Below are 16,833 nucleotides of genomic sequence, written 5' to 3'. Positions count from 1 at the left end.
GTTCATTCAGGCAGGTGCGCCACGCCATCCGAGTCGCTCATCGCACGCTCCAGCAGATCCGTCGGCAGGCTTTTGCTCGCACGCGCGCCGAGCAACCTCAATTGCTCGGTACGGCTGACCAGATTGCCGCGTCCGTCTGTCAGCTTGTTTCGCGCCGCGCTGTAGGCTTTATCCAATTGCTGCAGACGATTGCCCACCTCATCCAGATCCTGGATAAACAGCACGAACTTGTCGTACAGCCAACCGGCACGCTCGGCAATTTCGCGGGCATTCTGGCTTTGGCGCTCCTGTTTCCACAGGCTGTCGATCACCCGCAGGGTCGCCAGCAACGTGGTGGGGCTGACGATGACGATATGGCGATCAAAGGCTTCCTGGAACAGGTTGGGCTCAGCTTGCAACGCGGCGGAAAACGCCGCTTCGATCGGTACGAACAACAGCACGAAATCCAGGCTGTGCAGGCCTTCCAGGCGTTTATAGTCCTTGCCGGCCAGGCCTTTGACATGGTTGCGCAGCGACAGCACGTGCTGCTTCAGGGCCGCCTGGCCGATCACGTCGTCCTCCGCGGCGACGAATTGCTGGTACGCGGTCAGGCTGACCTTGGAGTCCACCACCACCTGTTTATCACCGGGCAGCATGATCAGCACATCCGGCTGGAAGCGCTCGCCGTCCGGCCCCTTGAGGCTGACCTGGGTCTGGTACTCGCGGCCCTTCTCCAGCCCCGCGTGCTCCAGCACCCGCTCAAGAATCAGCTCACCCCAGTTACCCTGGGTTTTCTGGCCCTTCAACGCACGGGTCAGGTTGGTGGCCTCATCGGACAGACGCAGGTTCAGTTGCTGCAGGCGTTCAAGTTCCTTGGCCAGGGAAAAACGCTCGCGCGCCTCGTTCTGATAGCTCTCTTCCACACGCTTTTCGAAAGACTGGATGCGCTCCTTCAATGGATCGAGCAACTGGCCCAGGCGCTCCTGGCTGGTCTCGGCGAAGCGCTGCTCGCGCTCATCGAAAATCTTGCCGGCCAGTTCGGCGAACTGGGCGCGCAGCTCATCGCGTGAACCCTGCAGGTCGGCAAGGCGTTGCTGGTGGCTGTCCTGCTGCTCGCGCAGCTCGGCGCGCAGGGCGGCCGCCAATGCATCAAGGCGACGCAGTTCGGTTTCCTTGGCGCTGCGGTCGAGGTTCCAGGCGTGGGCGGCATCGCGGGCGTTGTCGCGGTCGATCTGCAGCAGTTCGACTTCGCGACGCAGCGCTGCCAGGTCGGCTTGCTTGGCGGCATTGGCCTGGCTCAGATCGCTGATTTCATCGCGGCTGGCTTCCAGTTGGGCAATGAGGCCTTCCTGGGCCAGTTGCGCCATGGCCAGGCGCTCTTCGAGCAACTCCCAGCCGGCCATGCGCGCGCTCAAACGCCGTTGAAGCTGCCAGCACACAGCGAGTAAGGGCAGCGCGGCGCCCGCAAGGCCCAGGGCAATACTGGTCCAGTCAAAAGCCATAGCCATGTCTGCCATCACCGAAAAAGAGCAAGGTTAACCAAGCGCGGGGCTCGAGGACAGCTCAGTCTTCGACCTGACCCAGTTCGCGCCGGGCCTGCACATCGCCGGCGCGGGCGGCCGAGCGCAGCAGGTCGTGGCCGATGCGACGGTCACGGGCACTCCCGCATTCGCGGCACATCAATTGCCCCAGGCGGCTCTGGGCCGCGACCACACCTTCACGGGCCGGCTGCTTGAGCAGGCGCCCGGCGAAGTGCTTAACGTTGGTGTTATGCCCCAGGCGCGGGCTGTCGAGTAGCCACAGCGCGACTTTCAAGGAAAACCGCTTGGGTGCGGTAACAGTCTGGAGGGTATCGGTAACAGCAGGTGATACTGAGCGAAACTTCATAAAGCACTGTGGGACGGAACGGAAGGCGCGCCACTCTACTCTTTTTTTCGTACAGGTAAAGCTGAAAAAACCCTGCACGCCCGTTCTAGAGCAAGCGCTTGGGACAATCCACAGAAGCTGTGGATAACTCAGTGGACAACCCTCTTCGAACCCTCGCAAAGCCCCATGGAACGTGGCCCGCAGTCAAACTGACGATTTTTTCACCAATAAAAAAAAGCCAGATTTTTCATTGACTTAAATTTCCATTGCAGGCAAATGGCGGGGCGTTGCAGCGAACGTCCGCTTGGTTACACGCGACACAACTAATGTGCACAAGTACACATCCCGCGGTTATAAACGGGGCCTTTTTTGAAGCGACCGGTGCAAAAAATGTTACCGGCAGGTCCTGCAAGGACTTTTCAAATCATTGCAGGCTGGCCACACTGCCCGACCTGCAACGCAATGGGGAATGGCTCGATGAAGGGAATGCTGGTGTTCGCGGTGCTACTGCTGGCCATCTGCGGCGTTTCCCTTGGGATCAATGCTGCGCTGCCTCCCCCGGACGGCGCCTTGTTCGCCATTGCGATCCTGCTGGCAGCTGCGTTCACCGCCATTAGTCTGTGCATCGAACTGGGTGAAGGCCGCATCAACGACATGAGCGATGTGCTCAAAGCCGTCGAAACCGGCCAGTCGCTGCGCCTGACGCTTGCCGCCTACGGGCTTGGCTGTTCCCTGGCGGCGGCCGCGACGGTGCTGGTCTATCGCGGCCTGCTCGGCGGCTGATGTAAACTTTTTGGCTAACACACTTCCCTTAGCTGTTTCAATCCGTTACTATCCGCCCCGTTAGTACCAAGCTGAAAGTCAATTCTGGTCGAACAACTCCCTTGAACAACATGGGATCGACCACCTCGATGGTTTCCAGGTATCACTTGCGACGACACGGCCTTTGAACAAGCAAAGGGTGTCGCGAAGTCCAGTACTCTGACCGAACCAACCTGCAAATTGATCAGGATCTTCACCCCGGGCCCAGAACCTTTGCCCCTGTTGTGTTGCCTGCCCTCCTAAGTACCTACCTGCCAGCCCAAGCGCGCCTATTGAATAGCGCTTCAAACTGGCTGCTTTGTTCCAGTCGGGTTCTTCGTTTGATCAATGGTGATCAACGTCACTGGAACGTTTTAACGTTGCACGGTTCTTAACCGTGTCATTTGTAGGAACACCAATAATATGTCCACTCAAATCCATACTCAGGATGCCATTCGCACCCTCACCAATGCTTTTGCCCCAATGAACTGCCTGATCATGGCCGCTCGCAAAGGCTGCTTCAGCTTCACGCTGGTCAACGAGCACGGCATCGCGCGTCACAGCGAACGCCTGTACCCCGATCAATACTCCAGCGCGGAACCGCTGCAGGCTGTGATCGAGCGTACCCGCCAGGCACTGGTTGCCTGATCGACCCGAGTCGCCGAAGCACAAAAAACCCTGTTTGAAACACAGGGTTTTTTATTGCCAAAAATTTACTTCACAGCCCCAGCGCCTAAGTACAAATAGATATAAACGCTATAACTGAATGGATAAGACGTTTTAAAAACAATCCTTTACATCATAAATATGACACTACACTTCAACTCAAGCGGCATGATCCGCTTACGGCGAGCCTGAGATCCGATCCACCGCTGCCAAGCCCGACTCTCTCAGGACTCGCCTACCCTTTTCACGATTGAGGCGTCTATGGGTATCGCGGCCAGTGAATTGTGTCGTTATGTGATCCGGCCAACGCTGACCTACCTCGGCCAGCACAGCCCCACGGCAGAGTCCCTGCTGCTGGGCATCGCCGCCAGCCAGTCGGAGCTGGGCTCGGCGCTGCACGAACGCCGCGGCCACGGCCTGTATGGCATCACCAAACCGCGCCATTGCGCCCTCTGGGACAACTACCTGGCGCTCGATCCTGAACGTGCCAGCCTGGTGCGCGGCCTGGCCAGCCAACATGCATTCCTCAGCGCGCCCCAGCTTGAGCTCACGGTGAACCTGCGTTACGCCACGGCCATCGCCTGGCTACTGGTGGAACAGCACACCGTCACCCTGCCGGCGACCGGCGATGTGTTAGGCATGGCGCGTATCTGGAAAGAAATTTTTCACCCTCAAGGCAGGCTGCGAGATTTCAGCCAAGCGTGGCAAACCTGTGTTTCGCCCAAGAATCACGTGAGCTGCTGACCGGGCAATTTGCAAGATTCGCCAAAAACTGCCGATTTTGGTCGGATTGTCCTACAAAACCGCTCTATCTCCTGCATTACAGCCTATAGCGCGATGTTAAATTTATTGATACTTTCCGCAGCGGTGATCACCACGGAGTTCTAATAATGAAAAAAGTAATGCTCAAGACCACACTTAGCCTCGCCGTTGCCATGGCATCCTCCCACCTGTTTGCAAGCGGTTTCGCACTCAACGAACAGAGCGTCAGCGGGATGGGTACGGGTTTCGCAGGTCGCTCTTCTTCTGCCGATGATGCAAGCACTGTGTACGGCAACCCTGCCGGTATGGCGCGCCTGAATGGCCAGCAAATCACCGGCGGCGTAGCAGCCATTGATGCCTCCACCGATATCAGCGATGTCAGCGGCCGTTCCCGCGGCAGCAACAAAGGCGACATGGTGCCTTTCACCGCCGTGCCTTTCGGTTTCTACACCAATAAACTCAACGATCAGTGGGCTGTCGGTTTTGGCGTATACGCCCCGTTCGGCCTGGTGACCGACTACGAAAGAGGCTTCCAGGGCCGCAGCTTCGGCAGCAACAGCGAAGTCAAGGTTATCACCCTGCAACCTACCGTCAGCTACGCCTTCAATGATCGCGTCTCGGTAGGTTTTGGCCCGACCATCAACCGCATCGCCGGTACCCTGGAATCGGACCTGTCGTTCAACCCGGCGGCGCCCGATACCAACATCAAGATCAAAGGTGACGACACCGCGCTGGGCTTTAACGTCGGCGTGCTGGTACAAGCCACCGATACCACGCGCGTGGGTCTGACCTATCACTCCAAGGTCAGCTACAAGCTGGACGGCCACACCGAGGTAAGCGCACCTACCGTGACTTCGGGCCTGTTGCGCAGCAACCGTTATGACGCCTCCCTGAAGATCGATACGCCTGAGTCCTACGACCTGTCGGTCACTCAAGACCTGACCGATGCCTGGAAACTCTACGCCGGTGCAACCTGGACCCGCTGGAGCCGCCTGAAGGACATTACGGTCAAGAACGAAGGCGTTGTCGGTGGCGCGAGCGGCGGCCTGCTCGCCCCGTCCCTGGTCAGCACCATCAAGGAAGAACAGAACTGGCACGATACCTGGGCCTACGCCGTGGGTACTTCGTATCAGTTGACTAAGCAGGTGGTACTGCGTACCGGCCTGACGTTCGACCAATCGCCGACCAACAACACTGATCGTTCGCCGCGTATTCCTACCGGTGACCGTACTATCTTCAGCCTGGGCCTGGGCTATGAAGTCATGCCGAACATGACGATCGACGTGGCCTACTCCTACCTGAAGGAAGAAGACGTCAAGGTTGCGCGCTCCAACCAACTGGCCAGCTACAACGCCAAGTACGAAAACAGCGCCAATGGTTTTGGCCTGGGCATGACCTATCGCTTCTGATTTCACCGAGGCGTAAAAAAGCCCCGCTCTCCTGCAAAGGAGGCGGGGCTTTTCAATGGGTGTCGATCAGGGTTTGGAAGCCAGTGCTTTCTCCACCGCCTCGATCAGATCCGGGCTGTCCGGCTTGGTCAGGCTGGAAAAATCGGCGATCACCTTGCCCTGTCGGTCGATCACGTATTTATAGAAATTCCATTTCGGTGCATTACTCTGCTGTGCCAGCACCTTGAACAAGTGCACCGCGTCCGGGCCCTTGACCTTCTGCGGTTCAGTCATGGTGAAGGTCACGCCGTAATTGACGTAGCAGACCTTAGCCGTCTCTTCACCCGTCTTGGCTTCCTGCTTGAAGTCATCGGAAGGCACGCCAATCACCTCCAGGCCCTGATCCTTGTAACGCTGGTACAACGCCTCAAGACCTTTGAATTGCGGGGCGAAGCCACAGAAGCTCGCGGTGTTGACGATCACCAGCGGCTTGCCGGCAAAGCGCTGGCACAGGTCGATGGACTCCTTGGCGCGCAACTTGGGCAATTGGCCTTCCAGCAAGGGTGGACAGTCGGCTGCCAACGCTATGCCGCCAAAGGCAGCCATCAGCACGGGTACTGCAAGCCAGCGCATCTGCATGGGAAATGTCCTTTTAAGAATTCAGGGATCGAACTTAACAGATCGACATGCCCAGTTGCATCAACGCCAGGCCGCCGCGCTGCCAGCCCCACCAGGCCAGCGCCAGCAACAGCGCCATGGCTGCTGCGCCGCCGAGCCAATACCAGGTTGAACTCATGCCGCCTCCATCTGCGCCTGCAAGCGCGCCACCGGACGCTCGCGCACCGGCCAGTTCAAGGCCGCGGCGAGCAGGCTCAATAGAATCGCCATCTGCCAGATCAAATCGTAGTTGCCGGTTCGATCATAGACCACCCCGCCCAACCAGCCGCCGAGGAATGAACCGAGTTGGTGAAACAGGAACACGATCCCGCCGAGCATGGACAGGTTTCGTACACCAAACAGCGTCGCGACCGTGCCGTTGGTCAGCGGCACGGTGGACAGCCACAAAAAGCCCATAGCCATGCCGAACAGGTAAGCCGAGAGCTCTGTGACCGGCGCCCACAGAAACAGCACGATCACCACCGCCCGCAGCAGGTACAAAGCCGTCAGCAGGCGCGGCTTGGACATGCGCCCACCAAGCCAGCCGGCGGTGTAGGTGCCGAAGATATTGAACAGCCCAATCAGCGCCAACACCGTGGTGCCGACCGTGGCCGGCAGGTGTTGGTCCACCAGGTAGGCCGGCAGGTGCACCCCGATAAACACCACCTGGAAACCACAGACAAAAAAACCGAAGGCCAGCAGCCAGAAACCGGAGTGGGAGCAGGCTTCCTTGAGCGCCTCAGCCAGGGTCTGCTGGCCGGCCGTGACCGGCAGCGGCCGATCCTTGAGCATGCCGACCAGCGGCAGAATCAGCGCCACCATCAAGCCCAGCGCCAACAGCGCGGCCGACCAGCCCAACCAGCTGATCAGGCCCAAGGTGCCCGGGACCATGGCGAACTGACCAAAAGACCCGGCTGCGCTGGCGATGCCCATGGCCATGCTGCGCTTCTCCGGCGCCACGGCGCGGCCCACCACGCCCAGGATCACCGAGAACGAGGTGCCTGACAGGCCAATCCCGATCAACAGGCCTGCGCTCAGCGACAGCGACCACGCCGAATCGGACATGCCCATCAACACCAGGCCAGCGGCGTACAAGACCCCACCGACGAACACGGCCTTGGTCGCGCCGAAACGGTCGGCCAGGGCACCGGTGAACGGCTGCGCCAGGCCCCAGATCAGGTTTTGCAAGGCAATGGCGAACGCAAACGTTTCACGGCCCCAACCGAACTCGGAACTCATCGGCGCGAGAAACAGGCCGAATCCGTGACGCACGCCCAACGACAGCGCCAGGATCAGCGCACTCCCCACAAGAACCCAGCCACTGGTGCGCCACATCGAGGTCATTTCTTATTCTCCGTACGCGGGTATATACCCGCTTGTCATCGAACAAACCCGCGCTCAGGCGAGTTCGTCCAGCAAGGCCAACAGGGTCTCGCGTTTTTGCGCGCCCAGTTTATCGATCAACTTCTGCTGCGCCGCTTCCCATGCCGGCAGTGCGGCGGCCAGGCGTGCTTCACCGGCTGCGGTCAGCTGCACCAGGCGATTACGCAGGTCGTCGCCCTCCACCAATTGCACTAACCCTTCCCCTTCGAGCACCCGCAGGTTGCGGCCGAGCGTACTGCGATCCAGGCCCATCGCATCGGCCAGACTGGAGATACTGGGTTGATCCAGACGCTGCAGATTGCACAGCAGAGAATACTGGGCAACGTTGATCCCGAAGCCGTCGAGAGCGCCGTCGTAGTGCCTGCTGACGCCACGGGCGGCGCGTCGCAGGTTGGTGCATAAACATTGGGAGGCAAGCATGGAACGTGTATATACCCGCGATTCTACAAATGCAAGAAAGTGTTACAGCGCCAGGCCGACCAGCACGACGACTTCCAGCAGCTCCAGTAACGCGCCGGCGGTGTCGCCCGTGGTGCCGCCGAGGCGCCTGACCATCAACTGACGCAGCGCCACAAACCCGAGGGCGGCCAGCAGTACGGCAACTGCGCCGCTGAACCCGCCGATCAGCACACAGGCCAGGCCGCTGAGGACCAGCACCAGTTGGCCGACAGCCCTCGGTAAATGCTCTGACAATGCCTGGCCTAATCCGCCGGCACGCACATACCGCGTGGTCAGGAATAACGCGAGCATCGACGCCCGGCCAATCAGCGGCGCCAGAATCAATGCGACGGTATTGTGCTGTTCGATCAAGGCCACCAGCGCAGCGAACTTGAGCAGCAGCACCAGGCCCAGCGTGACCACGGCAATCGGCCCGCTGCGCGGGTCCTTCATGATGGTGAGGGTGCGCTCGCGATCGCCGAAGCCACCCAGCCAGGCATCGGCGCTGTCCGCCAGGCCGTCCAGGTGCAGGGCGCCGCTGAGCAGCACCCAGGCAGTCAGCAGCAGCGCCGCGTGCAGCAGCAACGGCGCGCCCGCCAATGCGCTGCTCAGCGCCCATAACAGCACACCGAACAACCCACCGACCACCGGGTAATACAACAGCGAACGTCCCATTTCCTGGGGCTGCGGCATGCCTGGCAGGCGAATCGGCAGGCTGCTCAGAAACTGCAGGGCAATCCAGAACGGCGACATCGTCAGTCTCCTTCGCGCAACACGCCATCGGCCGCGACACGCAGGCTGAACAACCCACCGTGACCGACTTCGACATTCAGCAGGTGCTCACGGGGCAGGCCTCGTGCGCGCGCCAGCAGCAGACGCATCACCCCGCCATGACTGATCAACAGGACGCGCTCACCGGCATACGCGCGATGCAGCCGTGCGACCGCACCCAGAACCCGCTGGGAAAAATCCTCAACCGCTTCACCCTCGGGCGGCGTGAAGCTGTACGGGTCGGCCCAGAACCGTCCGAGCCCGTCGGCATCGGTTTGCATCAGTGCGGCGGCACTCTGCCCTTCCCATGCGCCGAAGTGCAATTCCTGCAGGTCCTTTTCCAGACTCACGGGCACGTTGAGCCGGGCCCCCAGCTCGTCGGCAAACCGTGCGCAGCGTTGCAGGGGTGAACTGATCAACCGATCCCAGGGCCCCTGCTGCGCTACGGCGGCGCGCATCTGCGCCCAGCCGTTGGCGGTGAGCGCGTCGTCCAGGCTGCCACGCAGGCCGCCGCCCAGTTCGGTTTCACCGTGGCGCAGCAGGTCCAGATGCAAGGTCATGCGGGGCGATCCGCCACGGCGGCTTCGGCGAAGGTCGCCATTTGCCCGTGCAGTGCGCAGGCCAGGCGCAACAACGGCACCGCCAGCGCCGCGCCGCTGCCTTCGCCCAGGCGCAGGCCCATGTCCAGCAACGGTTGCGCGTCCAACTGTTGCAGCACATGGCGGTGGCCTGGCTCGGCGCCGCGATGGCCAAACAGCAGCCATGGGCGGCAGGCCGGATTCAAGCGCGTGGCCACCAGTGCGGCGACGCTGCAGATGAACCCGTCCACCAGCACGGCGATACCGGCCTGGGCACAGGCGAGATAAGCGCCCACCAACGCGGCGATTTCAAAGCCGCCGAGGTTGAACAGCGTCTGCAACACATCGCCGCGCTCGGCAGCATGCCGTGCCAACGCGCGTTCAATCACCGCTACCTTGTGACTGACGCCCTGGGCATTCAAGCCAGTGCCCGGCCCGGCCAGGTCGCTGACTCGGCAATCGAGCAAGGCACACGCCAGCGCGCTGGCCGCGGTGGTATTGCCGATGCCCATTTCACCGCCGATGAACAGTTGCGTGCCCAGTTCCAACGCGCGCCGTGCGCTGTCGCGTCCGGCCTGCAACGCCTGCTGGCCTTGGGCGGCGCTCATCGCCGGGGCATGCACGAAGTTGGCGGTACCCGCGCCGATATTCAGGTGACGTACGCCGGGCAGGTTCAGCGCGGGTGTCACCGTGCCCAGGTCGACCACCTCCAACCGTGCCTGCAGTTGCCGCGCCAATACGCTGATGGCTGCGCCGCCGCTGACAAAGTTGTGCAGCATTTGTGCGGTCACCGCCTGGGGAAACGCCGACACGCCCTCGGCTACCACGCCGTGATCGCCGGCAAAGATCGCGATCCACAGCTGATCCACCACCGGCTTGACCTGGCCTTGCAGGCCGGCCAATTGCACCGCCACCGCTTCGAGCTGGCCGAGAGAGCCGGCGGGCTTGGTCAATTGCTGCTGGCGTGCCAAGGCGTTTTCATACGCGATGGTGTCGACTGCCTTACAGGGATCCAGCCACCAGGTGTCAGTCATAACGCAATACCTTTCAATGTCAGGGGCAGTCCGGCGACCGTCAGCACCACGCGCTGACACCGCTCGGCCAAGGCTTGATGCAGCCAACCGGCTTCATCCACGTAGCGGCGAGTCAATTCGCCCAGCGGCACGACACCCAGACCGGTCTCGTTGCTGACAAAAATAATCTCCCCCGGCAGCGTGGCCAGGGTTTCAAGCAAGTGGTCGCGTTCCAGCGCCAGGCGCTCGGAGTCTTCGAGCATCAGCAGGTTGGTCAGCCACAGGGTCAGGCAATCCACCAGCAGACAGCGGTCGGTGGCGGCATTCTCGCGCAGCACCCGCGACAGTTCGATCGGTTCTTCGATCAGGCCCCAGTGCGCCGGACGCCGCTGGCGATGCAAGGCCACCCGTGCGTTCATTTCGCCGTCCTGCGGTTGACTGGTGGCGATATAGATAACCGGCAACGCGCTGTCGGTGGCGAGCGTTTCCGCCAGGCGACTTTTGCCGGAGCGGGCGCCGCCGAGGATCAGTTGGTGCATGGGGCCACTCCACACAGGGTGCGCAATAAATCGGTATCCAAATGCTGCTCCACCAGATCCGCCAGGCGCTCGATATCGCGCTCGCGCAGGGCGTGATAATCCACCGCCTGCACCTGCGCCAGCCCGGCCCAGCGCAGCAATGCGCCGCAAGCGGCCGGCGTTTCGAACAAACCATGCAGGTAGGTGCCGAAGATCTGCCCGTCGGCACTGCGTGCGCCATCATGGCGCCCGTCGTCCAAGCGCACGGCGGGGCTTGCCAGGGCTTCGCCGGACGTCACCCCGGCATGGATCTCATAACCGTTGACCTCGGCATCTTCCAGCAGCAAGCGCCCGCGCACGTTGCGCAACTGCTTGTCCTCTTCCAGGGTGGTGCTGAACGCCAGCAGCCCCAGGCCGGCGCTGGAACCGGGCGGCCCTTCCAGGCCCAGCGGGTCATGCACCTGCTCGCCGAGCATCTGCAGCCCGCCGCAGATGCCCAGCACCTTGCCGCCGTAGCGCAAGTGTCGCGCCACGGCATTGTCCCAGCCATTGGTGCGCAGGTAGGCGAGGTCGGCGCGCACGCTTTTGGAGCCCGGCAGGATGATCAGGTCGGCGGCCGGGATCAGTTGGCCAGGGCCGATAAATTGCAGGTCCACCTGGGGGTGCAGGCGCAGTGGGTCGAAATCGGTATGGTTGCTGATGCGCGGCAGCACCGGCACGACTACTTTGAGCACCTGGGCGGCCTTGTCGATCTGGCGCCGATCGATGCCGTCCTCGGCTTCCAGGTGCAGATCCATTACATAGGGCAGGACGCCGACCACCGGTTTGCCGGTGTGCGCCTCCAGCCAGTCGAGGCCGGGCTGCAACAGTGCGATGTCGCCGCGAAAACGGTTGATGATAAAGCCCTTGACCCGCGCCTGTTCGCTGGGCGAGAGCAATTGCAGGGTGCCCACCAGGTGCGCGAACACGCCGCCACGGTTGATATCGGCAATCAGCAGCACCGGGCAGTCCACCGCTTCGGCGAAACCCATGTTGGCGATGTCATTGGCGCGCAGGTTGATCTCCGCCGGGGAGCCCGCGCCCTCCACCATCACCACCGGGTAAGCCGCGCTGAGTCGCGCGTGGGAGGCGAGTACGGCCTGCATGGCAATGGCTTTGTAATCGTGATAGGCCACGGCGTTCATCGTCGTGACGGCACGGCCATGGATGATCACTTGAGAACCGGTATCGCTGTTGGGTTTGAGCAGCACCGGGTTCATGTCGGTGTGGGGCGCCAGGCGCGCGGCCTGGGCCTGCACGGCCTGGGCGCGGCCGATCTCGCCGCCCTCGGCGGTCACGGCGCTGTTGAGCGCCATGTTCTGCGGTTTGAACGGGGCGACGGCGACGCCCTGGCGGATCAGCCAGCGGCACAGCGCAGTCACCAGCGTGCTTTTGCCGGCGTCGGAGGTGGTGCCTTGCACCATCAGCGTACTCATGAAAGGGCCTTGTAGGCAGCCAGGGCCTCATCGAGGCGCAGCCAGTCGGCCTCGGTGTCGGGCAGGCCGAAGCGCAAGCTGCTGTTGTGAACAAACAAGCGCAGCAGGATGCCGCGCTGGGCCATGAATTCATGCATGCGCTCGGCATGCGGGGTGATCAGCCACTGGAACAACGCGCAGCCGCCGTGGGGCTCGAACCCCTGTTGTTCAAGCAATGCGTACAAGCGCTGGCCGGCCTCCAGGCAGCGCGCGCGCTGGCGTGCCTGCCCTTCTGTGTCGCGCAGGCAGGTTTGCCCCACCACCCGCGTAGGGCCGCTGACCGCCCATGGCCCGACCTGCTCGGCGAGCAACTTGAGCAACTTGCGCTCGGCCAGCACAAAGCCCAGTCGCACGCCGGCCAGGCCGAAGAATTTGCCGAACGAACGCAGCACGATCAAACCGACAAGATGGGTTTGACCGGCCAGGCTCAAGTGCGGCGTCACATCCATGAACGCTTCGTCCACCACCAGCCAACCACCACGCTGGGCCAGGCGCGCGTGCCAATCCAACAGGCGTTGCGGGCTCAGGCTCAGGCCGGTGGGGTTGTTGGGGTTGACCACCACCAGCACATCGAGACCGTCGAGGAAAAAGTCGACTTCCTGCTCCTGCACCTCGCGCACCACGTAACCGGCGCGACGCCAGGCCTCAGCGTGTTCGGCGTAGCACGGCGACACCACCCCGACCTTGCCGGCCCGGCGCAGACGCGGCAGCAACTGGATCGCCGCCTGGGAACCGGGCACCGGCAACAGGTGAGCCGCGCCGTAGTACGCGCTGGCGGCCTGCTCCAAACCATCGTCGGTTTCCGGCAGGCGTGCCCAGGCGCGCAGCGGGATTTCGGGGATCGGCCAGGGCCAGGGCGCGAGGCCGCTGGACAAGTCCAGCCAATTGGCCTCAGCGATCCCGTATTGAATGGATGCCTTACGCAGTCGACCGCCATGTTCAAGCATAGAATTGCGCCCCCGCGCATAGGATCAGCAGCCACAACCATACGCCGCGCTGCACCAGTTGCCAGCCCCGCTCGATGGCGTCGGCGTCCGCTGCCGGGCCTTCGCCCAGTGGCGGGCGTTGGTGCAGTTGGCCGTGATAAATCGCTGCACCGCCCAACTCGACGCCCAATGCACCGGCGCCTGCCGCCATCACCGGGCCGGCGTTGGGGCTGTCCCAGGTCGGGCCCTGGGTGCGCCAGCATTTGAGCGCCAGACCGGTTTTGCCGAGCACGGCGTAGGTCAACGCCACCAGGCGTGCCGGAATATAGTTGAGCACGTCATCGATTTTTGCCGCCGCCCAGCCGAACCGTTCGAAGCGTTCGTTGCGATAGCCCCACATGGCATCCAGGGTGTTGCTCAGTCGGTACAGCACCACGCCAGGCACCCCGGCCACCACAAACCAGAACAGTGCGGCAAATACGGCATCGCTGCCGTTCTCGAGTACCGACTCGGTAGCGGCGCGGGCCACTTCGGTGCTGTCCAGTTCGCTGGTCTGGCGGCTGACCAGATAACTCACACGCGTGCGCGCTTCTGCCAGGTCATCGCTGCGCAGCGCCTGGGCCACGGGCAGCACATGCTCGCCCAGGCTGCGCATGCCGAGGGCGCAGTACAGCGCGAGGATCTCCAGCACCCAACCGATATAAGGCGCCCACGACAACGCCGTGGCCAGCAGCGTCAGCGGCACCACCGCGATCACCCAGGCGGTGACCCCATGGCTGCGCCAGCCGCGCCCGCCGCTGTTGAAACGCTGCTCGATGCGCCCGGCAAAATTGCCGAACGCCACCAGCGGATGCCAACGCCTGGGCTCGCCCAACAGCGCATCCAACGCCACGGCGGCGACACACAGCAAAGCCACACTCATCGACTCACTCCCCACGTATTTTCATACAACATGTCACTCAGCGGTCGAGGCTCGGCCCAGCCTTCGAGCTGCAACATCGGTGCCGGGTAAAACTCGGCCACCGGGCCCAGGCATAACACCGCAAGCGGCTTGGCACCGGCGGGCAGCCCCAAAAGATCCGCCAGGGCCTGGGGCTCGAACAACGAGACCCAGCCCATGCCCAGCCCTTCGACGCGGGCCGCCAGCCACAGGTTCTGGATCGCACAGGACAGGGAAGCCATGTCCATTTCCGGCAAGGTGCGGCGACCGAAGATATGCCGCTCACGATCCTCCATCAGCGCCGCCACCAGGACTTCGGCGCAGTCGTGGATGCCTTCGACCTTGAGCTGCATGAACTCGTCAGAACGCTCGCCGAGCGCTTCGGCGGTGCGCACGCGTTCTTCCTCCACCAATTGTTGAATCTGCCCACGCAACACGCGGTCGCTGATGCGGATAAAACGCCACGGCTGCATCAGGCCGACACTCGGCGCCTGGTGCGCGGCCTGGAGCAGGCGCTGCAGCAATTGGGGAGCGACGGTGCCACCGGTGAAGTGGCGCATGTCGCGGCGCTCAGCGATGGCGCGGTAGACGGCGTCGCGGTCGGCCTGGGGGAAAGCGTTGTCGGTCATGACCCTATCGGGGGCAAGCCCCCTCCCACAGTGGAGGGGGTTTCAGCCAGGTCCGGGGCAAACAAGGCGGCGACCGCCGTCGGATTCGACGGGAAATAGAAGTGTACGTAAGAGGCAGTCATCCGCCCCTGTCGGAAGACTGCCTCGGCACCGCGCCCACCATTCGGGCTTTGGCCACGGGCAATCGGCTGCCACTCCGTGCTGGTCAGGGAATGATGGTAGGTATGGCCACGCAGTACGCCTTCGGGCAATTCGACGCTTTGCAGGGCCAGGGCGGCGAGTTTTTTCTGCATCACCGCATCGCCCTGCAGCAGGCCGACCAGTTCGGCTCGATTGCCGTCGACATCGGTGAGCGAGTCCAGCAGATATAACATGCCGCCGCACTCGGCGAGCAACGGTTTGCCGGCCGCATGGTGGGCGCGGATCGCGGCCAGCATCGGGGTGTTTTGCGCCAGGGCCTGATGATGCAGCTCCGGGTAACCGCCGGGTAGGTAGAGACTGTCGGCGTCGGGCAGTGCGCGGTCGTGGATCGGCGAGAAGAAGTGCAACTCGGCGCCCATCGCCCGTAGGAGGTCGAGGCTGGCGCCGTAGGTAAACGCGAAAGCTTCGTCGCGGGCCACGGCGATGCGCACACCGGCCAGCAACGGCTCGGCTTCCACGATCGTCGGCGCGGCGAAAGTGACCGGCGGCGGCACCGCGACTTCGCAACTGCTGCCCAGGGCTTGGGCGGCAGCGTCCAGGCGCAGGTCGAGGTCATTCAGTTCGCTGGCCTGCACCAGCCCCAGGTGACGGCTGGGCAGCTCGATCCCGGTTTCGCGGGACAGCGCGCCGTACCAGCGCAGGCCTTCGGTAAGGCTGCCTTCGAGCAGTTGCGCATGGCGCAGGGTGCCGACACGGTTGGCCAGCACCCCGGCGAACGGCAGGTCCGGCTGGTAGCGCGCCAGGCCCAGGGCCAGGGCGCCGAAGGTCTGGGCCATGGCGGTGCCGTCGATCACACCCAGCACCGGCACGCCGAAATGCCGGGCCAGGTCGGCGCTCGAAGGTGTGCCGTCGAACAGGCCCATCACGCCTTCGATCAGGATCAAGTCGGCCTCGCCGGCGGCTTCCCACAGCAGACGGCGACTTTCCTGCTCGCCCACCATCCACATGTCCAATTGGTACACCGGCGCACCGCTGGCGCGCTCGTGGATCATCGGGTCCAGGAAGTCCGGGCCGCATTTGAACACGCGCACCTTGCGCCCCAGGTTGCGATGCAAACGGGCCAGCGCGGCGGTGACCGTGGTTTTGCCCTGGCCGGACGCCGGTGCGGCGATCAGAACCGCCGGGCAATGACGGGGCTGATTCAAAGTTCGACGCCTTTCTGTGCCTTGATACCGGCCTGGAAGGCATGTTTGAGCATGCCCATTTCGGTGACGGTGTCGCCCATCTCGATCATTTCGGGCTTGGCGCCACGGCCGGTGACCACCACGTGCTGCATCGGAGGGCGGGCTTGCAGGTCGCTGAGCACTTGGTCCAGGTCGAGATAACCGTGCTTGAGGGCGATGTTCAGTTCGTCCAGCACCACCAGGCCGATGGCAGGGTCTTGCAGCATCGCGCGGGACACGGCCCAAGCGGCCTCGGCGGCGGCGATGTCGCGTTGGCGGTCCTGGGTTTCCCAGGTGAAGCCTTCGCCCATGACGTGAAAGCGCACTTGTTCGGGGAAGCGTCGGAAGAACAACTCTTCGCCTGTGCTGTGGCGGCCCTTGATGAACTGCACCACGCCGCATTGCATGCCGTGGCCCATGGCCCGGGCCAGCATGCCGAAGGCCGAGCTGCTCTTGCCTTTGCCATTGCCGGTCAGTACCAGCAGCAAACCGCACTGATTGGGGGAATTGGCGATGCGCTCGTCGATCACGGCTTTTTTGCGCAGCATGCGCGCCAGGTGGCGTTCGTCGCGGTCGGGGGAATCGGTCATGGCAGCTCTCCGTTGGGGCTGGACAAAAACGGCGGGCAGGAAAAAACACA

Annotated in this window: 20 protein-coding genes; 4 read left to right on the top strand and 16 right to left on the bottom strand. The window is 62.9% G+C overall.

The genetic code is table 11. The features are described from left to right. Positions 1 to 2: 2 nt before the first annotated feature. Both OSC50_RS06725 and OSC50_RS06720 read right to left on the bottom strand, forming a co-directional pair. Positions 3 to 1,367 carry a DNA recombination protein RmuC gene (locus tag OSC50_RS06725; RefSeq protein ID WP_266247502.1) on the bottom strand — a complete coding sequence of 455 codons (1,365 nt, stop codon included), beginning with the start codon at positions 1,365 to 1,367 and terminating at the stop codon, positions 3 to 5. A gap of 175 nt (positions 1,368 to 1,542) precedes the next feature. Next, positions 1,543 to 1,866 (bottom strand): SEL1-like repeat protein, encoded by a 324-nt coding sequence (locus tag OSC50_RS06720; protein ID WP_181075909.1) that lies wholly within the window; start codon positions 1,864 to 1,866, stop codon positions 1,543 to 1,545. A 456-nt stretch (positions 1,867 to 2,322) separates the two neighbouring features. Here OSC50_RS06720 and OSC50_RS06715 point away from each other — a divergent pair, with 456 nt between their 5' ends. From OSC50_RS06715 to OSC50_RS06700, 4 genes are all read left to right on the top strand, one after another. After that, the gene (locus OSC50_RS06715) at positions 2,323 to 2,628 is read left to right on the top strand and encodes a hypothetical protein (protein WP_266246288.1); all 306 of its coding nucleotides are present in this window, start codon (positions 2,323 to 2,325) and stop codon (positions 2,626 to 2,628) included. A gap of 441 nt (positions 2,629 to 3,069) precedes the next feature. Further along, positions 3,070 to 3,294 (top strand): hypothetical protein, encoded by a 225-nt coding sequence (locus OSC50_RS06710; RefSeq protein ID WP_007898912.1) that lies wholly within the window; start codon positions 3,070 to 3,072, stop codon positions 3,292 to 3,294. A 279-nt stretch (positions 3,295 to 3,573) separates the two neighbouring features. After that, positions 3,574 to 4,056, top strand: coding sequence for a hypothetical protein (locus OSC50_RS06705; RefSeq protein ID WP_181075913.1), 483 nt, complete (start codon positions 3,574 to 3,576; stop codon positions 4,054 to 4,056). 146 nt (positions 4,057 to 4,202) lie between these two features. Then, positions 4,203 to 5,483, top strand: coding sequence for an OmpP1/FadL family transporter (locus tag OSC50_RS06700; protein ID WP_181075914.1), 1,281 nt, complete (start codon positions 4,203 to 4,205; stop codon positions 5,481 to 5,483). Between the two features lie 66 nt (positions 5,484 to 5,549). Here the strand turns inward: OSC50_RS06700 and OSC50_RS06695 are convergent, their stop codons facing one another. Genes OSC50_RS06695 through cobO form a run of 14 tightly spaced genes read right to left on the bottom strand, consistent with a single transcriptional unit; the run spans position 5,550 to position 16,783 of the window. Continuing rightward, positions 5,550 to 6,101: a glutathione peroxidase gene (locus tag OSC50_RS06695; RefSeq protein ID WP_181075916.1), complete on the bottom strand. Its 552-nt coding sequence runs from the start codon at positions 6,099 to 6,101 to the stop codon at positions 5,550 to 5,552. Positions 6,102 to 6,135: 34 nt separating this feature from the next. Next, the gene (locus OSC50_RS06690) at positions 6,136 to 6,258 is read right to left on the bottom strand and encodes a hypothetical protein (protein WP_258197626.1); all 123 of its coding nucleotides are present in this window, start codon (positions 6,256 to 6,258) and stop codon (positions 6,136 to 6,138) included. Then, positions 6,255 to 7,463, bottom strand: coding sequence for an MFS transporter (locus OSC50_RS06685; RefSeq protein ID WP_370694734.1), 1,209 nt, complete (start codon positions 7,461 to 7,463; stop codon positions 6,255 to 6,257). The genes OSC50_RS06690 and OSC50_RS06685 overlap by 4 nt, the downstream gene beginning before the upstream one ends. Before the next feature lie 54 nt (positions 7,464 to 7,517). Beyond that, on the bottom strand, positions 7,518 to 7,922 hold the full coding sequence (locus tag OSC50_RS06680; RefSeq protein ID WP_181075918.1) for a MarR family winged helix-turn-helix transcriptional regulator: 405 nt from the start codon (positions 7,920 to 7,922) through the stop codon (positions 7,518 to 7,520). Positions 7,923 to 7,964: 42 nt separating this feature from the next. Then, complete coding sequence (locus OSC50_RS06675) at positions 7,965 to 8,693, bottom strand: adenosylcobinamide-GDP ribazoletransferase (RefSeq protein ID WP_266246289.1); 729 nt, start codon at positions 8,691 to 8,693, stop codon at positions 7,965 to 7,967. 2 nt (positions 8,694 to 8,695) lie between these two features. Next, on the bottom strand, positions 8,696 to 9,271 hold the full coding sequence (gene cobC, locus OSC50_RS06670) for an alpha-ribazole phosphatase family protein (protein ID WP_266246290.1): 576 nt from the start codon (positions 9,269 to 9,271) through the stop codon (positions 8,696 to 8,698). Next, on the bottom strand, positions 9,268 to 10,323 hold the full coding sequence (gene cobT / locus OSC50_RS06665; RefSeq protein WP_181075924.1) for a nicotinate-nucleotide--dimethylbenzimidazole phosphoribosyltransferase: 1,056 nt from the start codon (positions 10,321 to 10,323) through the stop codon (positions 9,268 to 9,270). Before cobT ends, cobC begins: the two co-directional genes overlap by 4 nt. Beyond that, complete coding sequence (gene cobU, locus OSC50_RS06660) at positions 10,320 to 10,841, bottom strand: bifunctional adenosylcobinamide kinase/adenosylcobinamide-phosphate guanylyltransferase (protein ID WP_181075926.1); 522 nt, start codon at positions 10,839 to 10,841, stop codon at positions 10,320 to 10,322. The genes cobT and cobU overlap by 4 nt, the downstream gene beginning before the upstream one ends. Continuing rightward, on the bottom strand, positions 10,829 to 12,295 hold the full coding sequence (locus tag OSC50_RS06655) for a cobyric acid synthase (protein WP_266246291.1): 1,467 nt from the start codon (positions 12,293 to 12,295) through the stop codon (positions 10,829 to 10,831). The genes cobU and OSC50_RS06655 overlap by 13 nt, the downstream gene beginning before the upstream one ends. Further along, a complete protein-coding gene (cobD, locus tag OSC50_RS06650) occupies positions 12,292 to 13,281 on the bottom strand; it encodes a threonine-phosphate decarboxylase CobD (protein WP_266246292.1) in 990 nt (329 codons plus the stop codon). The genes OSC50_RS06655 and cobD overlap by 4 nt, the downstream gene beginning before the upstream one ends. Continuing rightward, positions 13,274 to 14,182: an adenosylcobinamide-phosphate synthase CbiB gene (cbiB, locus tag OSC50_RS06645; RefSeq protein WP_266246293.1), complete on the bottom strand. Its 909-nt coding sequence runs from the start codon at positions 14,180 to 14,182 to the stop codon at positions 13,274 to 13,276. The genes cobD and cbiB overlap by 8 nt, the downstream gene beginning before the upstream one ends. Then, positions 14,179 to 14,829, bottom strand: coding sequence for a 5,6-dimethylbenzimidazole synthase (gene bluB, locus OSC50_RS06640; RefSeq protein ID WP_181075934.1), 651 nt, complete (start codon positions 14,827 to 14,829; stop codon positions 14,179 to 14,181). The genes cbiB and bluB overlap by 4 nt, the downstream gene beginning before the upstream one ends. Continuing rightward, positions 14,826 to 16,175 carry a cobyrinic acid a,c-diamide synthase CobB gene (locus tag OSC50_RS06635; protein ID WP_181075936.1) on the bottom strand — a complete coding sequence of 450 codons (1,350 nt, stop codon included), beginning with the start codon at positions 16,173 to 16,175 and terminating at the stop codon, positions 14,826 to 14,828. The genes bluB and OSC50_RS06635 overlap by 4 nt, the downstream gene beginning before the upstream one ends. Beyond that, positions 16,172 to 16,783, bottom strand: a complete 612-nt coding sequence (gene cobO / locus OSC50_RS06630; protein ID WP_181075938.1) for a cob(I)yrinic acid a,c-diamide adenosyltransferase — start codon at positions 16,781 to 16,783, stop codon at positions 16,172 to 16,174. Before cobO ends, OSC50_RS06635 begins: the two co-directional genes overlap by 4 nt. Positions 16,784 to 16,833 lie beyond the last annotated feature (50 nt).

The sequence above is a fragment of the Pseudomonas quebecensis genome, assembly GCF_026410085.1.
GTDB classification, from domain to species: domain Bacteria; phylum Pseudomonadota; class Gammaproteobacteria; order Pseudomonadales; family Pseudomonadaceae; genus Aquipseudomonas; species Aquipseudomonas quebecensis.
Note: the sequence above shows the minus strand (reverse complement) of the source record. Positions and strands in the feature narration are given on the sequence as shown.

Excerpts from the sequence above, each read along its gene's own strand:
- OSC50_RS06720 (WP_181075909.1), bottom strand. The coding sequence starts at position 1,866 with ATGAAGTTTCGCTCAGTATCACCTGCTGTTACCGATACCCTCCAGACT.
- OSC50_RS06715 (WP_266246288.1), top strand. The coding sequence starts at position 2,323 with ATGAAGGGAATGCTGGTGTTCGCGGTGCTACTGCTGGCCATCTGCGGC.
- OSC50_RS06710 (WP_007898912.1), top strand. The coding sequence starts at position 3,070 with ATGTCCACTCAAATCCATACTCAGGATGCCATTCGCACCCTCACCAAT.
- OSC50_RS06705 (WP_181075913.1), top strand. The coding sequence starts at position 3,574 with ATGGGTATCGCGGCCAGTGAATTGTGTCGTTATGTGATCCGGCCAACG.
- OSC50_RS06700 (WP_181075914.1), top strand. The coding sequence starts at position 4,203 with ATGAAAAAAGTAATGCTCAAGACCACACTTAGCCTCGCCGTTGCCATG.
- OSC50_RS06695 (WP_181075916.1), bottom strand. The coding sequence starts at position 6,101 with ATGCAGATGCGCTGGCTTGCAGTACCCGTGCTGATGGCTGCCTTTGGC.
- OSC50_RS06690 (WP_258197626.1), bottom strand. The coding sequence starts at position 6,258 with ATGAGTTCAACCTGGTATTGGCTCGGCGGCGCAGCAGCCATGGCGCTG.
- OSC50_RS06685 (WP_370694734.1), bottom strand. The coding sequence starts at position 7,463 with ATGACCTCGATGTGGCGCACCAGTGGCTGGGTTCTTGTGGGGAGTGCG.
- OSC50_RS06680 (WP_181075918.1), bottom strand. The coding sequence starts at position 7,922 with ATGCTTGCCTCCCAATGTTTATGCACCAACCTGCGACGCGCCGCCCGT.
- OSC50_RS06675 (WP_266246289.1), bottom strand. The coding sequence starts at position 8,693 with ATGTCGCCGTTCTGGATTGCCCTGCAGTTTCTGAGCAGCCTGCCGATT.
- cobC (WP_266246290.1), bottom strand. The coding sequence starts at position 9,271 with ATGACCTTGCATCTGGACCTGCTGCGCCACGGTGAAACCGAACTGGGC.
- cobT (WP_181075924.1), bottom strand. The coding sequence starts at position 10,323 with ATGACTGACACCTGGTGGCTGGATCCCTGTAAGGCAGTCGACACCATC.
- cobU (WP_181075926.1), bottom strand. The coding sequence starts at position 10,841 with ATGCACCAACTGATCCTCGGCGGCGCCCGCTCCGGCAAAAGTCGCCTG.
- OSC50_RS06655 (WP_266246291.1), bottom strand. The coding sequence starts at position 12,295 with ATGAGTACGCTGATGGTGCAAGGCACCACCTCCGACGCCGGCAAAAGC.
- cobD (WP_266246292.1), bottom strand. The coding sequence starts at position 13,281 with ATGCTTGAACATGGCGGTCGACTGCGTAAGGCATCCATTCAATACGGG.
- cbiB (WP_266246293.1), bottom strand. The coding sequence starts at position 14,182 with ATGAGTGTGGCTTTGCTGTGTGTCGCCGCCGTGGCGTTGGATGCGCTG.
- bluB (WP_181075934.1), bottom strand. The coding sequence starts at position 14,829 with ATGACCGACAACGCTTTCCCCCAGGCCGACCGCGACGCCGTCTACCGC.
- cobO (WP_181075938.1), bottom strand. The coding sequence starts at position 16,783 with ATGACCGATTCCCCCGACCGCGACGAACGCCACCTGGCGCGCATGCTG.